Consider the following 17,825-nt stretch of genomic DNA (forward strand, 5'->3'; position numbering starts at 1 on the left):
ATACCAACTAATGATTAAAAACTCTATTTTTGTACCTACAAATTAGTACTAATAATTAAAATATCAAACAAAATGGCTTACGTAATTAGTGACGATTGTATTGCTTGCGGAACTTGTATTGACGAGTGTCCGGTTGGCGCTATCTCTGAAGGTGATATTTATTCAATTGATCCTGAACAGTGTACAGACTGTGGTACTTGCGCAGATGTATGTCCTTCTGAAGCAATTCACCCAGCTGAATAATACAATCCTCCAAAACAAGATAAAGGCTGCTTTCCTGATGGAAAAGCGGCCTTTATTGATTTTTACCCCTACCCGGGTATTGAAACCGGATACTCTTAAAAATAAAGAAGGATGCATCTTTTCACTGATGACACCCTTCTTCTCTATCTGATTGGCAGAGGCTTATTTCAGTTTAGCCAATGCTTCTTTGATACGACGGATCGCTTCAACTATATTTTCATCGCTGGTGGCATAGCTCATACGGATGCATTCGGGAGCACCGAACGAAGTACCGCCTACACACGCTACATGGGCATCCTCAAGCAGATACATCGCCAGATCATCCGAATTCTCAATCTTACGATTCCCAACAGATTTACCAAAGAAAGAACTACATTTAGGGAACAGGTAGAAAGCACCTTCCGGTACATTTACCTCAAATCCCGGAACTTCTTTCGCCAACTTCACAATCAGGTTACGACGACGTTCGAAAGCTTGACGCATTTCTTCAACCGGAGCCTGAGAACCTGTATAAGCAGCCTCAGCAGCCTTCTGAGAAACTGAGCAAGGCCCCGAAGTATATTGTCCCTGAAGTTTATTGCAGGCTTTCACAATCCATTCCGGACCGGCAATGAAACCAATTCTCCATCCGGTCATCGCATACGCTTTTGACACGCCATTAACAATCACGGTACGATCTTTCATCTCGGGGAACTGAGCAATGCTCTGATGTTTTCCAATATAATTGATATGCTCATAAATCTCGTCGGCAATAACGATAACCTGCGGATACTTAGCCAATACGGCAGCCAAACCGGCCAATTCTTCTTTGCTATAAACCGAACCGGTCGGGTTAGACGGTGAGCAAAGAATCAAAGCTTTGGTCTTCGGAGTGATGGCAGCTTCCAGTTGGGCAGGAGTTATTTTAAAATCCTGTTCGATACTGGCAGTTACAATCACCGGAGTACCTTCGGCCAATTTCACCATTTCCGGATAACTTACCCAGTAAGGAGCAGGTACAATCACCTCATCACCCGGATTCACCAACACCATAATAGTGTTACATACAGATTGTTTTGCACCATTTGCACAAGAAATCTGAGCGGCCGTATATTCCAGACCGTTTTCTTTCTTCAATTTCTCTACGATAGCATTACGCAAAGCCGGATAGCCCGGAACCGGAGAGTAGCGAGAGAAGTTGTCATCTACCGCTTTCTTGGCAGCTTCTTTGATGTGATCGGGAGTATTGAAATCGGGTTCTCCCACACTGAGGTTAATTACATCAACACCCTGAGCTTTCAGCTCAGCGCTTTTTTGCGACATAGCAAGAGTCGCCGAAGGCGACAAGCTGTTCAAACGGTCTGATAGTTGGTTCATTTCGTATCTATTTTATTGTTGTTGAGTGAATTTGATTGCAAAATAAACTATAATATTTGATATATGAAAGCAAATAGACAGTTTACTTATTGAAATGAAGCGTATGCCCCATCCGCTCTTTCTTTGTCTTCAGATAACGTACATTATAAGGATTCGGCTTAACCTCTATTCCCACGTTCTCGGTAATCTCTAACCCATAGGCTTCCAGACCGATACGTTTCACCGGATTATTCGTCATCAACTTCATCTTTTTCACTCCGATCTCACGCAGAATCTGCGCACCGACCCCATAATCACGTTCGTCGGCATCAAAACCTAAATGGAGATTGGCATCTACCGTATCATATCCTTCTTCCTGGAGTTTATAAGCGGCAATCTTATTCATCAAACCGATACCACGCCCTTCCTGATTCATATAGACAATTACTCCTTTACCAGCAGCCTCAATCATTTCCATTGCTTTATGAAGCTGCTCACCACATTCACAACGACATGAACCAAAGATATCACCCGTCATGCAAGAGGAATGCACACGCACCAGAATCGGTTCGTCTGTATCCCAAGTTCCTTTTATCAATGCAATGTGTTCCATTCCATTTGATTTCTGGCGGAAAGGTATCAAACGGAAATGTCCGAACTGTGTAGGCATATCTACTTCCACTCCTCTATCGACAATCGACTCCATCTGAAGACGATAGGCGATCAGATCTTTGATGGAGATTATTTTTAATCCGAAACGACGAGCTACTTCCACCAATTGGGGCAGACGAGCCATGGTTCCATCTTCATTGATAATTTCAATCAACGCAGCAGCAGGATATAATCCGGCAAGTTTGGCCAAATCGACACTCGCCTCGGTATGCCCTGCACGACGAAGGACTCCACGCGAACGGGCACGTAAAGGATTCACATGTCCCGGACGTCCCAGATCAGAAGGCTTTGTCTTCGGATCAGCCAAGGCACGGATAGTCATAGCACGATCGTGCATAGAGACCCCCGTCGTACACCCCTCGAGTAAATCAACGGTAACTGTAAATGGAGTCTCGTAAATCGAAGTATTGGACGACACCTGCATATCCAGTTCTAACTCCGCACAGCGCTCTTCAGTGATTGGAGCACAAAGTACTCCACGACCATGAGTCAACATAAAATTTACTTTCTCGGGAGTAATCTTTTCGGCAGCAATAATGAAATCACCTTCGTTTTCGCGATCTTCATCATCTACCACAATTACGAAATTACCTTCTTTGAAGTCAGCTATCGCCTCTTCAATGGTATTCAGTCTTATTGGTTCCATACTCTTATATCTTGTTTTCGTTATTAATATCTTTTATTGTCAATTCCACATCACGGTTCAATGCAATAATCCGCTCCATATCCTTATTCAAGCGTATACGAAAAGCCCAAATCCGAAAATAAAAAAACAGCCCAATGGGAATCACAATTCCTATTATCATATTAATCCAATAATTATGGAATGGGCGCACATGCGCATTTACGGGAATAACCGGATATTTCTCCAATTTCTGAAGTAGTATCAACGAACGGGTATTGGACATCTCATCAACCAATGCTTCCATACGGTTGTTTATAGCAATAATCTCCCGATCCTGCTCACCAGACATCCACAAGTTAAAGTAATTGGGAGCCTTAGCCAATCGATTCTTCTGCATATAAGTCCTGCACTCCTCTGAAAGGACAGCCAGATCAAATGGAAGACGGTGATAATCCGGATCATGGATAATTACTTCCTTCTTGGACAGATGACGGATACTACGCACACCAAACACTCTTTTGAACCAAGATATATATACATCTGTATTCAATACAACAGAGTCTTTATTTGATTTATAAGTCAGGAAATATCCAAGCGGTGCCAAAATAGCGGAACTCATCCACATCCCCATCCATACAATCCACTTCCCATCACGAGCCATTTTATAACCCGTATTGTCTATTATATAGTAAATGATAAAGGTAAGTACGGAAACAATAACAGGCATCCCCAATCCACCTTTACGAATAATTCCCCCCAAAGGCGCACCAATAAAAAAGAATAAAAGACACGAGAGAGAAATCGTGATTTTCCGGTGCCATTCTATTTTATGTCTCCTTATACTAAAGTCATTCTGGGTCATCGCAAAACTCTTAAATCCCCAATCACTCGACAGATTCTCTGTACGCCCAACAGCCGATGCTATTATCTTCTGTTTATTCATCAGCGTAGCAGCCTTGAACAGACTATCTACATTATAGTCACAAATCTGTGCTTCTTGCATTTTCAAGGTATCTTCTTTCGTCAACCCAACTGCAGTACGATAGGGGCCCTTACTTGCCTCAACATAATATTGCCTTCCGATACTATCGGCCAATACTGTCATAGAATCGATAGAAGCCTGTATTTTTATCATATCTTTGGTAGTAGACTGATTACTCATAATACTGGCATCAGCCATATTAAAGTCTGAGTCGAACTGAATAATCGAATGCTTTTCACGGAAAGACTCACGACGGTAAGGGACATTCTTCGAACTCATACTCTGTGCTTTCAGGTTCTCAAACATTTCTCCACTGTACAGATGCAAGTAGAGATGCTGTTTATCAGCAGTCATTTCCAAACGTCCTGAATCAGCAACTATAATACGAGCATTATCAAAGTTATTGGAGAAGTCATAAATGATCACATCATAAAGCATACCCGTTTTACGGTCCTTTCTTTGTACTTTCAGGTTATAACCATCTATTTCATCATAAAAAACTCCTTCGGGAATATCTACCTCAGGAGATTTCTGCTTCATCGAAATGAGCAAAGTACCCAACTTGGCTTGTGCCCGCGGCCCTATGACATTTTGGAAATAGAAAGATACACAACAAATGGCGAAGACAAGGACAATGAGCGGACGCATAATTTTAAGCAGCGAAATGCCTGCTGCCTTCATGGCGAGCAATTCAAAACGCTCGCCAAAATTACCAAACGTAATTAAAGAAGCCAACAACACTGCCAAAGGCAGAGACATCGGTACCAGACTCAACGCAGAATAAAAGAAGAATTGAGCCAGCACACTCATTTCTAACCCTTTTCCCACCAATTCGTCTACATACTTCCACAAAAACTGCATCATGAAGATGAAGAGGCAGATGAAAAATGTACCGACAAAGAGTAATAAGAAACTCTTTATTATAAAAATATCTAATCTTTTTATGCGTAGCATCTTAATAGTTTCATGCAATTAAGATACAAAATTAGCACAAAAAAAGGAGTGCAAAAAATTTTTGGTTGAAAGTTAACTAAAAACCGCATGTTCTACGTAACTTACTCACTTGGGAATCCCACAATTCCTTCAAATCATCAACCTCTTCCGGATCAGAAAAGTCACTAATTTCAAGCACGTAATCGCCCGTCAATTCATTATTACTCATTTTTATTTCAAAATACTCCCTTTCATTTTCGTCATCAAGCCAATGGAAACGAATAAACGAATAGGCCCGAATGGCAACAATAGCTGCCTGACGCTGTTCGGTTTTACCCCAACAAAAAGTCACTGTTTTATCATCTGATACTACTTTGTCTGCAAACCAGTCCTCCAAACCGGTAGGTGTGCTTATTGCTGACCAAAGAATATTTTTAGAAGTCGCATTCAGAAGGTATTCCAAATGTATTTTCTCCTTTTTCATAGCTTTATTATTGATTGTGTGTGCCAAGATAAATACTTTTTTCTAAATACAAGGCATAATTAATTCACTTTCTTCATTACATCTCTTCTTTCAGAGTCAGAAATAGCCTGTTCATCATACTTTCAGAGATGTTTTTTTAAGTTAAACACAAAAAAGATAGAAAATGTTTTGGAGATTAAAAAAAAGGCTCTATCTTTGCACCCGCAATCGAGAAACAATGGCGGGATAGCTCAGCTGGTTAGAGCGCATGATTCATAATCATGAGGTCCCCGGTTCAATCCCGGGTCCCGCTACTAAGCCGAAAGGCTTGTAAATTAGGCAATTAGGAGGCTTCCACTCTTGGTTGTCTTTTTTGTTTATAAAGGCATTTGCACAGATTTTGCACGAATTTCGATGTAAAACACTGATAATCAATGAAAACGTAAGATAATTCTACTTTAAAATCTCTTTCTTCTGTTTTCTTTTCATTGCTTGGTTTTATTTAGTAATACATGGAGTTTCTGGCTGAGTTGAGGCTTTTTGCACAAGAAATTGCACAAATAGATACGAAAAACGAGATAAGCTACACACCGGTAGTTATCTCGTTTAATCGCGACAAAATCAAATAAAAGACAAAAGCCTTATTATTTCACTTCGTTACATTACAGCGGACTCTTAACAATCAACTTTATCAGTAATCAAAATTTCCTCAGTTCCTTTATCATCCAAAGGTTTGAGAAGTTCTGATTCACTAATAGCCGCCAAATCATTCTTTTGCAGAATTTCATCTACCGCCAGTCCACTCACACAAGAACATGGTGACTTTTTCAGATAAAGACGTGTCTGATAGTTTGTACTATGACGTTTCACTAAACAACGCTTCTCCATGTAATGCAATAATCCCCTTATGTTTATAGGAACAAAGCAACACTCACCATTATTCCATTTCTCACAATATGCTATATACTCCTGATATAAATCTCGAAGTAATACATATTCCCTTTCTGATTGAAAGACATTGCAATCATGCATGAATCGCTCAAGACTTTGCTTCCCATCCAAAGTAGACTTAGACAAAGTACGATTCTTAACTCCAACAGTGTTTTTTGTATTGGCTCTGTTGTTACCAATTTGAAAGAACTCTTTCATAATTTAAAAAATTAAAATTAATGAAGATAAAAAGGTATCTTCTTCCTATGAATTCAATTATTTATAAATTGATGTAATTTGTTGCTGATTAAAGTTCCTCATGAATAATAGAATCTGTTCCGCACAGAAGCTCATTCCTGAATCTTGTCCCACTACAATAACATTTTCAGTTATGGAAGCAATATTCTTTTCTAAAGAAACATTGACTTCCAATTCGTTTGTACCATTGTTTACTTTTAAATTGTGATTCATATTTATTAAATATTTAATTATGAAGAAAAAAGGTATCTTCTTCCTGTTGTTAAAATCCATATTTTGCAGCTATTTCAAATAAGTGGTCAGTGTTATACGAATGAAATTTTACTTTTCTTTTTATCTTTTGGTTTCTTGTTCATAATAATATTATTTTAAATGACTAATGGTAAATTCCGTATTTTGCTGCAATTTCAAACAGACTTTGAGTATTCGTTTTATATTTCTTTTCGTTTAACTCAAAGTATTTGCTTTCCGCTTCTTCTTGACTGTATTTTGGATGAAAACTGCTTACTTTCAAGAATAAGTCAAGTCCTTTGTCTCCAAACAGATTCTTGATTACAAGACCTATTTTAATCCAATCGTTAAATATTGGAGTTATGTCAATCTGCCTTTCAATTACCAGATTCAGCAACCTTTCCGCTTCCTCGGTTTTGCTCAATGGAGTAGCGCTTGCAAAATCAAGGTTGGACGGTTGCAACAAGGCTTCTTCAATAGATAGGGCTCTTGGATTTTCATTTGAAATTTGTATGTCGGAACTTCTCTTTGAAAAGACTTCTTTTGATTTCAAATGTGCAATATTGGTTTTCTCCATAGTATGTGTATATACTTCTGCATCCCAATTCACATAAGGGTGTTCGTCATAAGAATAAAAACGCAACCTGCAAATATCGCTGCAACTTGAATCAATGATAATTTCCATTTCCTTAAACTCCCGTTGCAAGGCATTGAAGTAAAGTTTGTGCTTTCCAAAATCATCGTATGGGATAATGCAGAACGCACCTTTGCCACTTGCTGAAAGTCCACAATACATAACGTAGGGAAGTCCTGCCAAACGCTTTTTAAATTTCTCCATATCTGATATTGACGGGTTGTCTTTCCCGTCAATATCGATGCAGATTAAATTTGAAGGTCTTATCAGAGAATCAGCCCTTCGTTTTGAGAACACTCCACTAACGGTAATAGCTGGCAATGAACTTTTCAGGTACTTACGCTTCTCCTCATCGTCGGTTTCTCTTAATTTTTCAACGATTGGTGTGTATTCATTCCTTTGCAATAACCATTCCCGAATATCAACAGTTTTGACTGGAGCTTTATTCTTTTTGCAACGAAATAATGATACTTTAAAATTCGGTTTCATAGATATTCTTTTTTATTAGAGTTAATAATCCCTTCCGCTTTAAACTTTTCAACAAATTCGTTCTTGTCCTTTTCTGTTTTTTTGGCTGTTTCACAATACACCCATGTGGCATTGTTTGTCGTTTTTCGCTTAACACAGTATTTCAATTGGGTTTCAAGTCTTCTCAAAAACTCATGTTTGCTTGCAACTCCGTAATGATTATCTTCACAGAAGTTTTTGTATCTATCATACAACGTCTTTGCTTCCTCATGTTTTTCACTTGAAGGTTGAAGGTTTTCATCACACATAAACAAAGCAACACTGTTACTATTTCTTTCAATTCTTTTATTTGTATTGTCAATATGTTTGGAGTAGGTAAAGCCTTTTCTGTTTGGTTCCAAAATTCTTTTCAGTCCCTCAAGTACCCAATTAAAAACTCCGCTCAACTCTTCTTCAATAATTTCCCTTGCCAGATTGGGATTCTTTTTCCATTCAGGAATTGTAGCGTTAAATTCAAGGAACAAATATCTACGGAAATAACCGATTGTCTGTTCCATGTCTTTATTTGATATGAAGTTGGCACTGAACAGAAAACGACAATAATTGGATACGGTTACAGGTTTTCCATAGGGAGAACGGGCACTTACAGGGTCATTACTAAACAATTGTTTGACCATTTCCGGGTCAGTATTTTTACTTCCCATTTCGGAACAGGCATTCAACAGATAGTTTCCAATCTCTGCTCGATAATAACCGTTAGCCTCACATAATCTGCTCAAAGAAAAGTGGCATACATTCTGTTCTCCAAGCAAAGCCGTAACAATATCTATCAAGACTGATTTTCCATTTCCACCGCTTCCAAGTAAAACAAGACACTTTTCCCATCTCAAATGCTTGGTAAAAATATAAGCGATGTATTCTGCGACTAACATTCTCGCTTCTTTCTCAGGAATTACTTCCTCTAGAAAAAGCATGAACTTGTCCGCTTTCGCGTTCCGATTAAACTCAAAAGGCAATTGGTATGTTAATCGGTCCTCAGGTGAAAAATCACAAAAATCAAACTTTCCGTCATAGCATTTAAATGTGCCATTTTTGAGATTGATTTTGACTTCATTTGTACTGCTTGCTGACATAGGAAGAGCCGCTGTCGCAAGTAGTTGCTTATAAAGTAAATCAATAAATCTTACCTTTGATGCTTGAAAATGAGGGAGACCGCTTTGTTCGGCTACCATTGAAAGATAGTTCTTGACCAGATTTTCTTCCAAAAGTTCCCAATAATAGCTGTTATAATAATATATATTACCATTTATGACTCCAATACCAGATTTTTTCTTCTCGCAAACTTTCAGCAGATTCTCAATAATAATAGCTGCCTTTACTTCTGTCGAAGGGTCTAATTCTTTCAGTGTCTTTTTTGCATCTTTTGCATTTTCCGATTTGTTCTCGACATCTTCCCGCAATTTGGCAATAAAATCGAGCATATCAGAATTGTCATGATAATAGACACACAGAAAATCAATAGGAAAGATACTTTTGTATATTTCATTCAGTATTCCATATTTTTCTACTTCTCGTTTATACTTTGTAAGATGATATACTTGATTTTCAACACCACATTTAGTTAAAACAGCATCAGTGCTTTCGGCCTTTTCCTGACCATAATACATTCTATTTTCTTCCATTTTTTCGGTTGTTTTTAATTCCGCCATAAAGGCAGGAGTTTGTTATTGATTCGATTTTATCATTATCTGTATGTATTTGGCTTTCAAACCATTGTTCAAGCTCTTTCTGCAAAAAAAGTAAGTTGTTTCCATTCTTGTGAACAGGTATGCTTTTTAAAGCAGTGAGTTTGTACAATTTGGACTTACTCATTGAAAAACCTATATTCTTCAAATATGCAAGTGCATTTTCCGTATTCAGATATTTGGGAATTTCTTCCCTCTTTTCTACTTTTGCACCAAGTAAATTGATTATATAATCTACTTTTTCCACCAGTTCCATAACAGCGGCAGGTAATGTGTCAAATGATATTTTTTCATTCATATTCTTATGTTTTTGATTATGGGGCAAAGATACTTAGTAAAAACGGCGGCTTTTGGCGGCAAATTTTAAAAACATTTTTTAACATGATAAATAGAAAGGAAAATGCAGAAATAGAATTTTTACTTCAAGAATTGAATAAAGCTTTTAAACTTAAGACAGGCATTTCTTTGGAAAATTCAGAGAAAGCAGCAGATTATATCAATATGAAGAATGAAGTTGAAGAAATTTCTGCCCGCTTTTTAAGAGACTATTGGCCAAGACTGGTTAAGACAAAAACTAAAGACCATAATGAAGATGAAAAAAAGAAACGGTCAAGTTTTACATCTTTAAAAACAATAAATAAATTAGATTTAATAGCTAAATCCATAGAGTATAAGAGCTGGGAAGATTTCTGTCTTGAATACAAACTTGATGTAGAAAAAGAATTTTATGGAATGGACTATTTCAAGTTTTCTTCATTGCTTGAAGGTGAAACTTTCTATATAGGTTGGTATCCACAGAAATATTGCAAACTGAAGTTTTTGGGAGAATATTCTTTCGAGGTCGTAGAATCTTGCAGAATGAGAAGCAAAGTCGGGCAAATAATTGAAACTTCCGGTTTCTGTCTTGCTCCAACATCGGAACGTTACATTTTTCCTGAAGTCATAATAGAGCCCCTATATGAATATCAGAAGGAATTATGGGATGCGATAGAGAACTTCAATAAAGAAACTTGTCCTCAGGAGATTCTTTTATAAAAAGAAATATAGTGAACAAAATGAACTATTTTTATAACATACTATATTTCTATTTATATTCTTAAATAACTCTTTAATAAAAAACTTTTTATAAAAAAGAGTTCACTTTACTCATTGCAAAATTATTTTATCTTCAATTTATTCTCCCATATTTGAGATATGCTCTTGCTTCTTTATACCGAGTATTAGAGGCAAGAGCAAAGTTCGATACAGGAGACGAAAACATCCTCATTTTTGGTATGGGGAAATAATAATTTCACGTCTATTTGGAAGCGAAAAGGACATGCAGAAAATCGTTTATTCTTGTGAGAAAACTGTTGCGTTTCGTGAGCTTCATATCGCCTTCTCCCAAAAGTAGCCACCTTGCATTTATAGACGGAAAGGCAATCAGTATCTTTTGCACAATCCAGATAGTAGGGAGTTCATTTCTGAATAAAATGTTCATCAGTATAGTAAAAGACAATCCCGTTCTTTGACAAAAATCAGGAACAGAAGGAGATTCTTTTTCGGCAACCTGTTTGATTCTGGCTTGTATGCCACCATTCAGAACATCCCAAAAGGACAAAGGCAAATTGATGTTCTTTATATGAACCGCTTCTTTGAATAACGGTGCAATCTCAAATGGCGAATGTTTGGATATTCCGCATCCTATCTCTGTAACTAAAAAAGTATATTCCGAATGTTGTTCTGCATATAGTAGAAAATCATCAATATGTTTTTTAAGATTCTCAATGTGTTTGGAAGGCATCGCATAGGTCTGTCCCTGTATTCCCGCAGCCTGTCCCATAATAGCACCGAATTTCATCGCTGTTGCTGCGGCATTTCCATTATGTACACCGTTTGAGTTTGAACCGAACACAAATATTTCATTTTCTTTCAGCTCCGTAATGTTGGATGGAGTAATTCTTTCGTTCATGTTTTAAAGTTTTTGGGTATAAAAAATCCTCTTACTACATAAGCAATAAGAGGATTAGATTATTTGTGGAAAAAATCAATACTTGATAGAGAACAGAGCTTCAATATATGGCAAACTGCTGTTTGAAACACTTACTTCTTTTGAATCAAAGTTGTATTCCATAACATAGTCTTCTGATGTGCCATTACTGCTTTCCCAATATATTGAATTTGTTTTTTCATTATATATGGCAGATGTAATGTATTCGTCAATTTCAGCCAAGATAGATGTTGTTTCTAAAGTTTCGGGATTGATTGTTTTTACAATAGTCTTATCAATATCTTTCCCTATTTCAAGTAAAACAAATCCCTGTTTCGTGTTAAGCACTTCATAATAATATGCGTCATTATGTTCATCACGCAGGAGCTTGATGTCGCCTGTTTTCATGTTTAAAGATAGAAGACAGTCAAAAGATTCTCTATCATCTTCAAATCTGATACTTCCGGTAACTAAGACACAACGGCTTTTTGAGTCATAATTAAACAGTAGATTATCATCTTCACAATAAAATTGAGTAACGTATTTCCCGTTAATTCGGTCGTAAGGGAAAGCCTTTTTCAAAAGAGTTGTTTTTCCATTATCGTCAAAAGAGACAATTTCAAACCCTTTGTCTACAGATGCTTCCAAACCGCATAACGTATTCTCAATCATACCAATGGCCATTCCGGGCGAAGCATTGTAAAATTTATTCAGCCAATTGGCACAAACCTTCTTTTCTTCCTGTTTTGCAAGATTATATTTGTACAAACTGACTTCTTTACTTATTGGTAAACAGCGTTTGAAATAATAAATATTCTGATTTCCGTTATTCTCAGCCAATATGAATTTTATGATTTCTCCATTGGGCAGTTCGTTCTTCTTTTCAAAGTCTCCACTTTTCCTATCGAATACATATAATATAGGAAAAGCATTTTCGTTGTCTTCAAAATCCACAACGTTGTAACCTGCGACATAGGTATAATCATTCATATTGTCCACATCTTTTTCTTCCAAGAACATTTGGCCTAATGTTTTTTCTTTTCCTTCTTGTCTTAAAATGACATCACAATTACCTGTCATATTAGGTGCGATGAATGAGATACTTTCATCAGAATATGAAATAACATCTGCCTTTTTCTCGCCTGAGCGTGAAGATGCTTGAAACCATATCTCACTATTTTCGGAGAAACCATTACCACGTATAACAACTAACTTACCGCTGACAATCGGAGATTCAGCACCAGATGATGGCATTTCAATGTTTTGTATGTCATTATTCGGGTCTGAATTATCCGCATCATCGGAACAGGCTGCCATGAATAGAAACACCATGCCGAGTAAGGGCATGGTGCTTACGTTAAATAATTTGTTCATCATTTCTTCTTCAATATGATTTTCTCACCTTCTATTGTAAAGGTCATTTCTGTTTTGGTAATAGTCCCTGCAATGGACATATCTTCATAGCTTGAAGTGAATTTACCATCTTTCGCATTGTATTGGTATTTCAATACAGCGTTATCAACATACTTGTCTCCATCTTCACTTGTAATGTTCAAAGTTAAATCCGTTTTGCTTGTCAGCTTGATTTGATAAGCGTCTTTGTCAGCATTGACTCCAGTCCATACAGTTCCAACAAGTTCTTCCGCTGTAGGATAAGGAGATGGATTTTCATCATCGTCGTCACCACAAGCAGAAAAGTTCAAGCACAATACAACCATCATCAAAGTGGTTGCAAACATTCTTAATGTTTTCATTTTTGAATTTTGTTTTAGTTTCTTCCCGCCCACACAGAAGAAGTTTATAAAATGCGAAAGCGTGAGGGCTGCTAACTTATTTTACGGAATAGGCTCTGGTAAAACCCTTGAACTAAAACAAGCAACAGTCTCCCCACGCCATATATGGATATGACGCGAGAGATGCTAACTTATTCCCGTTCGTTAATAGTTTACCAGACTTTATTCCGGAGAATCAGTTAAACACTTTCGTGTACCTTAAATTTCTAATATGTCCGCCATGTTGCCATGACGATGCAAAATTAGAAAAAATAAGGCACATCACAAAGTTACATCTCATAAAGAGACTGTTGCAGGTTACAAAATTAGATATTCTTATTCATTCAGCATTTCATCAATGGCGAATTCGTGAAGTTCATGCTCCAGCTCCATTTCTTTAAGCCGTTCTTCTTTCTTCCGAAAATAATCATCGCCCAAACCTTTTTCTTCGAGTGCCTTGTCGAATTTATCAAGTATTTCATCTGAAACACATTCTTCATCGTCATTATCGATTGACTCGTCCAATACAGCAAGCATATCCTCCATTGTGTATTCCTGTTCTTGTGAAGAAGTATCTTCCGTTAATGAAAACTCTGTATCATCCTCACAATCAATATCCGGCCCTAACATATCTATAAGCTCATCGATTGTATAATCTTTGTCTTTAAAAGAATCTTTCGTATTTTCTTCTTTGACAATCGGCTCTTGAACACTGGTTTCCTGTATGCTTTCTTTTTGAGCAGACATTTTAGTCTTTGGTGCTTTCTTTGAAGATTTCTTTTTAGTCTCTACAACTTCGGCAGTCACCGGTTGTTCTTCTTCTACTTTTTTCTTTCGTGCCATAACTTTATTTATTTTTGAATTTAGTAATACTCCGAATACATGAATCATCGGACATTACATATATCCTCTTTTTTGTCGGAATATAAAAGAAAAAGGTATTTTAACTATATTCTTAACCAGAATTAAGCTCTCGCACCGGTAATTTTGCATAAAGAAAGCCCGATTCCCCACCAAGCAAGAGAATCGGGCAGAATATTGAAGCTGCCCCAATATAGCCTATATACAAGCCTTAAAAGCTCAATAAACTCGCATTTCTGGCTCTGTTTTCAGACTCCAAATCGGCAAGATATATCTCGGTAGTGGTTACGCTTGTATGACCCAACATAGGTGATATAATAGACACCGGAACGCCCTCGTTTCGCAATACGGTTGCATAAGTATGTCTGGCGACGTATGTCGTTATCTTGCCTATATTTAATTTCTCACCGATAACCTTCATTCTGTCATTTATATGCTTGGTGAGATTCTTCTTTTTCTTCTCATGTTCCCAAGCATCATCACCGGCTTTCATAAAAGGAAATATATAAATACTCTTTCTCGGATTGTTCCCCCACTTTTCAATAATAGACTGCATTTCAGGAGTTATCGGTGCATAAATCCGTTTTGTGTCACGAGTACGGTCCTTTGTCTTTTCACGAATAAACGAAATTTCCCCGTTTTGAATGTCAGAGAATTTAAGGTTTATCAAATCGGCAACGTTGATACCGTTACAGAAATAGATGAATAGCCATAAGTCACGATAAAACTCAGTGAACTTGTTACCATCCGAATAATTGGCGATAGCTTTGAGCTGTCTTTTGTTGAGTGCTTTTTTCTTGCCTACACCTTCCTTTATTTGGTATTTGCCTCTCCCGAAAGGATAATCAGCTTCTCTAATCACTCCGGCAGATTTGGCAATATTCATGATAGCACGAATATTCCTCATGTTGATAGCCAAGGTTGTCTGACTTACTGTTTTCAGGCAGAATTTCTCAAAATCACGCAGCCACTCAACTGTAATATCCCTAATTGGTACATTATTCCTTTTATACCGCTTAATCAGTGATAGCGTACTTTGATAAAAAGTCTTGGAACCAAACTTGTTGTTTTCATCCAGTTCTTTTATCTTGGCTTCAAGCATTTCATTGATAGTACCGCCGATGTTTTTTCCAAGTCTTGTATTCAGACGGTCAAAAGAGAAAGTTCCGCGTTCGGCCAGATATTCCACATTCTTTAGAATACGGCTGAGTTCCTTCCCTATTTCTTCCTGGATATCTCTGCACTCTTTGGACTTGCCTTCAAGCGCTTCTTCAAGTTCTTCTTTTGAAGTCAAGCAGATACCGACTGAATAGTACTTTGGTTTGCTCTGATAATACACTTTGATTTTTACCGGATAAGTACCTTCTTTATTAATGGTGCGAGTGTCGAGTACAACCGACACAACAACGCCGTTTTTAATGATTTTAATCATGATGTTTGAATTACTTGTAAACGGAATTGTTTACCGGTAATATATCCCCAAATTTTTGGAATTATAAGTTAAACGGGGCTTTCAAAAGGCATTTACAGGCATTTTTTAATAACGTTTGCAAGTATATGCTCAACCGGAAAAAGTGTTTTATAGATGAAAAAAGGAATTAATGAATGATAAGATCATTTTTTTTGTTATTTTTGTGTCATATATAATCAGTTTCACAACATCTTTTACAAAGAAGTTGTTTTCGATAAGTACAATAAAAGGAAAGAAAAGATGAAAATTAATATTAAAGGGTTAGGAGCAATAAAGGAGGCAACAATAGATTTAAATAAAAGTCTGACTGTCTTTTGTGGACATAACAATACAGGGAAAACTTATGTTTCATACATTATTTATGCCCTTACTGCTGGAAGGAATTTTGAACCAATTTTTCTTCCTGACGAGCATTTGAACGCTTTATTAGAAAAAAGATCTTTAACTCTGATTATAAATAAAGAAGAAGTTTGGAACTACCGAAATAAAACAATAAAATATATAGAAGAAAATCTAAACGAAATATTTGGAATATCTAAAGAACAAGCGCAAAAATATTTTCCTGCATTTTCAATTTGTTTTGAGACTTTAAAAGAAGACTTTTTCAACAGAATGCTTAATGAAAAAATAGAGGGTAAACTAATTGAAAATAAATTATCACTTTTTCTAAAAAAAGAAAAGGGTTCATGGGATGTTCAGATTACTATAGCAAATACAGAACAACTTTCTGATAATTCTATTAGTTTTATCAGGTTCATGGTACTAACAAGCTTATATTCTTCTTTATCATTTTACCCAATTTCAAAGTCTATTATATTTCCCGTAGAACGTAATTCTATATATACATTTAGTAAAGAGTTATCCATAAGAAGAAATATGTTAGTTGACCAAATGCAAGATTTGTCAACAAAAAAAATAGATCCTTTTGATTTTCTATTCAAAAGAACAACTCGATATCCTCTTCCTATTCGAGATGGGCTTGAAATAGCCGAAGATATGAATAATTTACAAAAAAAAGATGGTGATTACAAGGAATTTGCAACCGAAATAGAAGAAGAGTTATTACAAGGCAGAGTTTCTGTTTCAAATGACGGAGAGGTGCAATTTACATCCAACAAAGCTAAATCTAAAAAATTACCCATTCACTTATCTGCATCTATTGTGAAAACTTTATCTAGTTTGGTTTTTTACTTGAAATACTTAGCTAGAAAAAATGACTTGATAATAATAGATGAACCTGAGCTAAATCTGCATCCAGATAACCAAGTTATTCTTACTAGATTATTTGCACGATTAATTAATAAAGGATTCCGCCTTTTAATAAGTACACATAGCGATTACATAATAAGAGAACTGAATAACTTGATTATGCTCTCAAATAATAAACCAGAAGTAGCAAAACTACGAGACAAGTTTCATTATTCAAGCCATGAATTTATAAACAAAGATGAAGTGAGTGTATATTACTTTGATTTTAAAACAAAGGCAACTGTTGCAACAAAATCTCTACCCATCAATGAATTAGGTTTTGATATTCCATCTATAGACGATACTATAGATAAATTGAATGAAACTTCAGAAGATTTGTTTTATGCTATAAAATACGGTGAAGATGAGTAATTTGGAGAAAATAAATAGTATCCTACATAGTGATTTTTTATGTACAACAACTGTATTAGAAGAGAAAACTGTAAAAATGAAGATTCCTATTATTTCTACAGGATGTAAATCTCTATTGTATAAATACGATAAAGAATTAAGAAAAGAATATAAAGGAGGATTATTCCCTTTTTTTGCAAAAGAGCAAAAGGTTTGTAGTGTATGTGATTATATTATATTTGCCGAAGCCAAAGGGACATTATTTGTGTTAATTATTGAATTGAAAAGAGGTAAATCTCAAACCCTACCTCAATTAAAAGCCGCTAGATGTTTTGTCGACTATATAATTAGCACTGTAAATAGAGTCAATGAAATATCTATTAAACCTGAAATTCGTTTGATAAGTGTCCATGAATATAATATCCCCAAGAAGAGCATTAGAGACAAAGGTATAAAATACGATAAAGATTGTCATTGTCAATTTAAACAACGATCTTTTGAAATTAGAAAATTTTTAATTTAATACGATATATCAGCATTAATTATCGTATAGTTTATGATGCAAATGATAAATAGCGAGGCTTTGCACGAAAATTGCACAAATCACCGGGAAACAGAAGAAATAACGTGATTA

At 36.2% G+C, this 17,825-nt stretch carries 18 protein-coding genes and 1 tRNA gene; 5 read left to right on the forward strand and 14 right to left on the reverse strand.

The annotated features are described in order from the left end of the window. The first annotated feature begins 72 nt into the window (after nt 1-72). Entirely contained in the window at nt 73-243 is a 171-nt protein-coding gene (locus tag FDF36_RS15195) for a DUF362 domain-containing protein (protein ID WP_005810660.1), read from the forward strand. A gap of 162 nt (nt 244-405) precedes the next feature. Here the strand turns inward: FDF36_RS15195 and FDF36_RS15200 are convergent, their stop codons facing one another. The 4 genes from FDF36_RS15200 to FDF36_RS15215 all read right to left on the reverse strand — a co-directional run bounded on the left by FDF36_RS15200 (nt 406) and on the right by FDF36_RS15215 (nt 5,274). Then, a complete protein-coding gene (locus FDF36_RS15200) occupies nt 406-1,599 on the reverse strand; it encodes a pyridoxal phosphate-dependent aminotransferase (protein WP_220391906.1) in 1,194 nt (397 codons plus the stop codon). Nucleotides 1,600-1,681: 82 nt separating this feature from the next. Then, a complete protein-coding gene (locus FDF36_RS15205; RefSeq protein ID WP_220391907.1) occupies nt 1,682-2,896 on the reverse strand; it encodes a bifunctional 3,4-dihydroxy-2-butanone-4-phosphate synthase/GTP cyclohydrolase II in 1,215 nt (404 codons plus the stop codon). 4 nt (nt 2,897-2,900) lie between these two features. Continuing rightward, nucleotides 2,901-4,811, reverse strand: coding sequence for an LptF/LptG family permease (locus FDF36_RS15210; protein WP_220391908.1), 1,911 nt, complete (start codon nt 4,809-4,811; stop codon nt 2,901-2,903). Nucleotides 4,812-4,887: 76 nt separating this feature from the next. Continuing rightward, nucleotides 4,888-5,274, reverse strand: a complete 387-nt coding sequence (locus tag FDF36_RS15215) for an START-like domain-containing protein (protein ID WP_220391909.1) — start codon at nt 5,272-5,274, stop codon at nt 4,888-4,890. Nucleotides 5,275-5,493: 219 nt separating this feature from the next. Here FDF36_RS15215 and FDF36_RS15220 point away from each other — a divergent pair. Then, a tRNA-Met gene (locus FDF36_RS15220) sits at nt 5,494-5,567 on the forward strand. 361 nt (nt 5,568-5,928) lie between these two features. Here FDF36_RS15220 and FDF36_RS15225 read toward each other — a convergent pair. From FDF36_RS15225 to FDF36_RS15245, 5 genes are all read right to left on the reverse strand, one after another. Beyond that, nucleotides 5,929-6,402, reverse strand: a complete 474-nt coding sequence (locus tag FDF36_RS15225; RefSeq protein WP_220391910.1) for a hypothetical protein — start codon at nt 6,400-6,402, stop codon at nt 5,929-5,931. Nucleotides 6,403-6,459: 57 nt separating this feature from the next. After that, nucleotides 6,460-6,654 (reverse strand): hypothetical protein, encoded by a 195-nt coding sequence (locus FDF36_RS15230; protein WP_220391911.1) that lies wholly within the window; start codon nt 6,652-6,654, stop codon nt 6,460-6,462. A 163-nt stretch (nt 6,655-6,817) separates the two neighbouring features. After that, entirely contained in the window at nt 6,818-7,795 is a 978-nt protein-coding gene (locus tag FDF36_RS15235; protein WP_220391912.1) for a BT4734/BF3469 family protein, read from the reverse strand. Continuing rightward, the gene (locus FDF36_RS15240; RefSeq protein WP_220391913.1) at nt 7,792-9,483 is read right to left on the reverse strand and encodes a DNA primase family protein; all 1,692 of its coding nucleotides are present in this window, start codon (nt 9,481-9,483) and stop codon (nt 7,792-7,794) included. The genes FDF36_RS15235 and FDF36_RS15240 overlap by 4 nt, the downstream gene beginning before the upstream one ends. Next, nucleotides 9,443-9,817 (reverse strand): helix-turn-helix domain-containing protein, encoded by a 375-nt coding sequence (locus tag FDF36_RS15245; protein ID WP_220391914.1) that lies wholly within the window; start codon nt 9,815-9,817, stop codon nt 9,443-9,445. Before FDF36_RS15245 ends, FDF36_RS15240 begins: the two co-directional genes overlap by 41 nt. A gap of 83 nt (nt 9,818-9,900) precedes the next feature. Between FDF36_RS15245 and FDF36_RS15250 the strand changes: the two genes are divergently transcribed. Then, a complete protein-coding gene (locus FDF36_RS15250; protein ID WP_220391915.1) occupies nt 9,901-10,554 on the forward strand; it encodes a hypothetical protein in 654 nt (217 codons plus the stop codon). A 262-nt stretch (nt 10,555-10,816) separates the two neighbouring features. On the opposite strand, the gene FDF36_RS15255 is transcribed toward FDF36_RS15250, so the two are convergent. The 5 genes from FDF36_RS15255 to FDF36_RS15275 all read right to left on the reverse strand — a co-directional run bounded on the left by FDF36_RS15255 (nt 10,817) and on the right by FDF36_RS15275 (nt 15,553). Continuing rightward, on the reverse strand, nt 10,817-11,470 hold the full coding sequence (locus FDF36_RS15255; protein ID WP_220391916.1) for an A1S_2505 family phage non-structural protein: 654 nt from the start codon (nt 11,468-11,470) through the stop codon (nt 10,817-10,819). A 75-nt stretch (nt 11,471-11,545) separates the two neighbouring features. Then, a complete protein-coding gene (locus FDF36_RS15260) occupies nt 11,546-12,865 on the reverse strand; it encodes a hypothetical protein (protein WP_220391917.1) in 1,320 nt (439 codons plus the stop codon). After that, nucleotides 12,862-13,242, reverse strand: a complete 381-nt coding sequence (locus tag FDF36_RS15265) for a hypothetical protein (RefSeq protein ID WP_220392019.1) — start codon at nt 13,240-13,242, stop codon at nt 12,862-12,864. The genes FDF36_RS15260 and FDF36_RS15265 overlap by 4 nt, the downstream gene beginning before the upstream one ends. 354 nt (nt 13,243-13,596) lie before the next feature. Continuing rightward, nucleotides 13,597-14,151, reverse strand: a complete 555-nt coding sequence (locus FDF36_RS15270; protein WP_259281454.1) for a hypothetical protein — start codon at nt 14,149-14,151, stop codon at nt 13,597-13,599. A 181-nt stretch (nt 14,152-14,332) separates the two neighbouring features. Further along, entirely contained in the window at nt 14,333-15,553 is a 1,221-nt protein-coding gene (locus FDF36_RS15275) for a tyrosine-type recombinase/integrase (RefSeq protein WP_220391918.1), read from the reverse strand. A 279-nt stretch (nt 15,554-15,832) separates the two neighbouring features. Here FDF36_RS15275 and FDF36_RS15280 point away from each other — a divergent pair, with 279 nt between their 5' ends. Both FDF36_RS15280 and FDF36_RS15285 read left to right on the forward strand, forming a co-directional pair. After that, nucleotides 15,833-17,212: an AAA family ATPase gene (locus FDF36_RS15280; RefSeq protein ID WP_220391919.1), complete on the forward strand. Its 1,380-nt coding sequence runs from the start codon at nt 15,833-15,835 to the stop codon at nt 17,210-17,212. After that, nucleotides 17,205-17,714 carry a hypothetical protein gene (locus FDF36_RS15285; protein ID WP_138298750.1) on the forward strand — a complete coding sequence of 170 codons (510 nt, stop codon included), beginning with the start codon at nt 17,205-17,207 and terminating at the stop codon, nt 17,712-17,714. The genes FDF36_RS15280 and FDF36_RS15285 overlap by 8 nt, the downstream gene beginning before the upstream one ends. Nucleotides 17,715-17,825 lie beyond the last annotated feature (111 nt).

The sequence above is a fragment of the Bacteroides fragilis genome, assembly GCF_019583405.1.
GTDB lineage: Bacteria > Bacteroidota > Bacteroidia > Bacteroidales > Bacteroidaceae > Bacteroides > Bacteroides fragilis_B.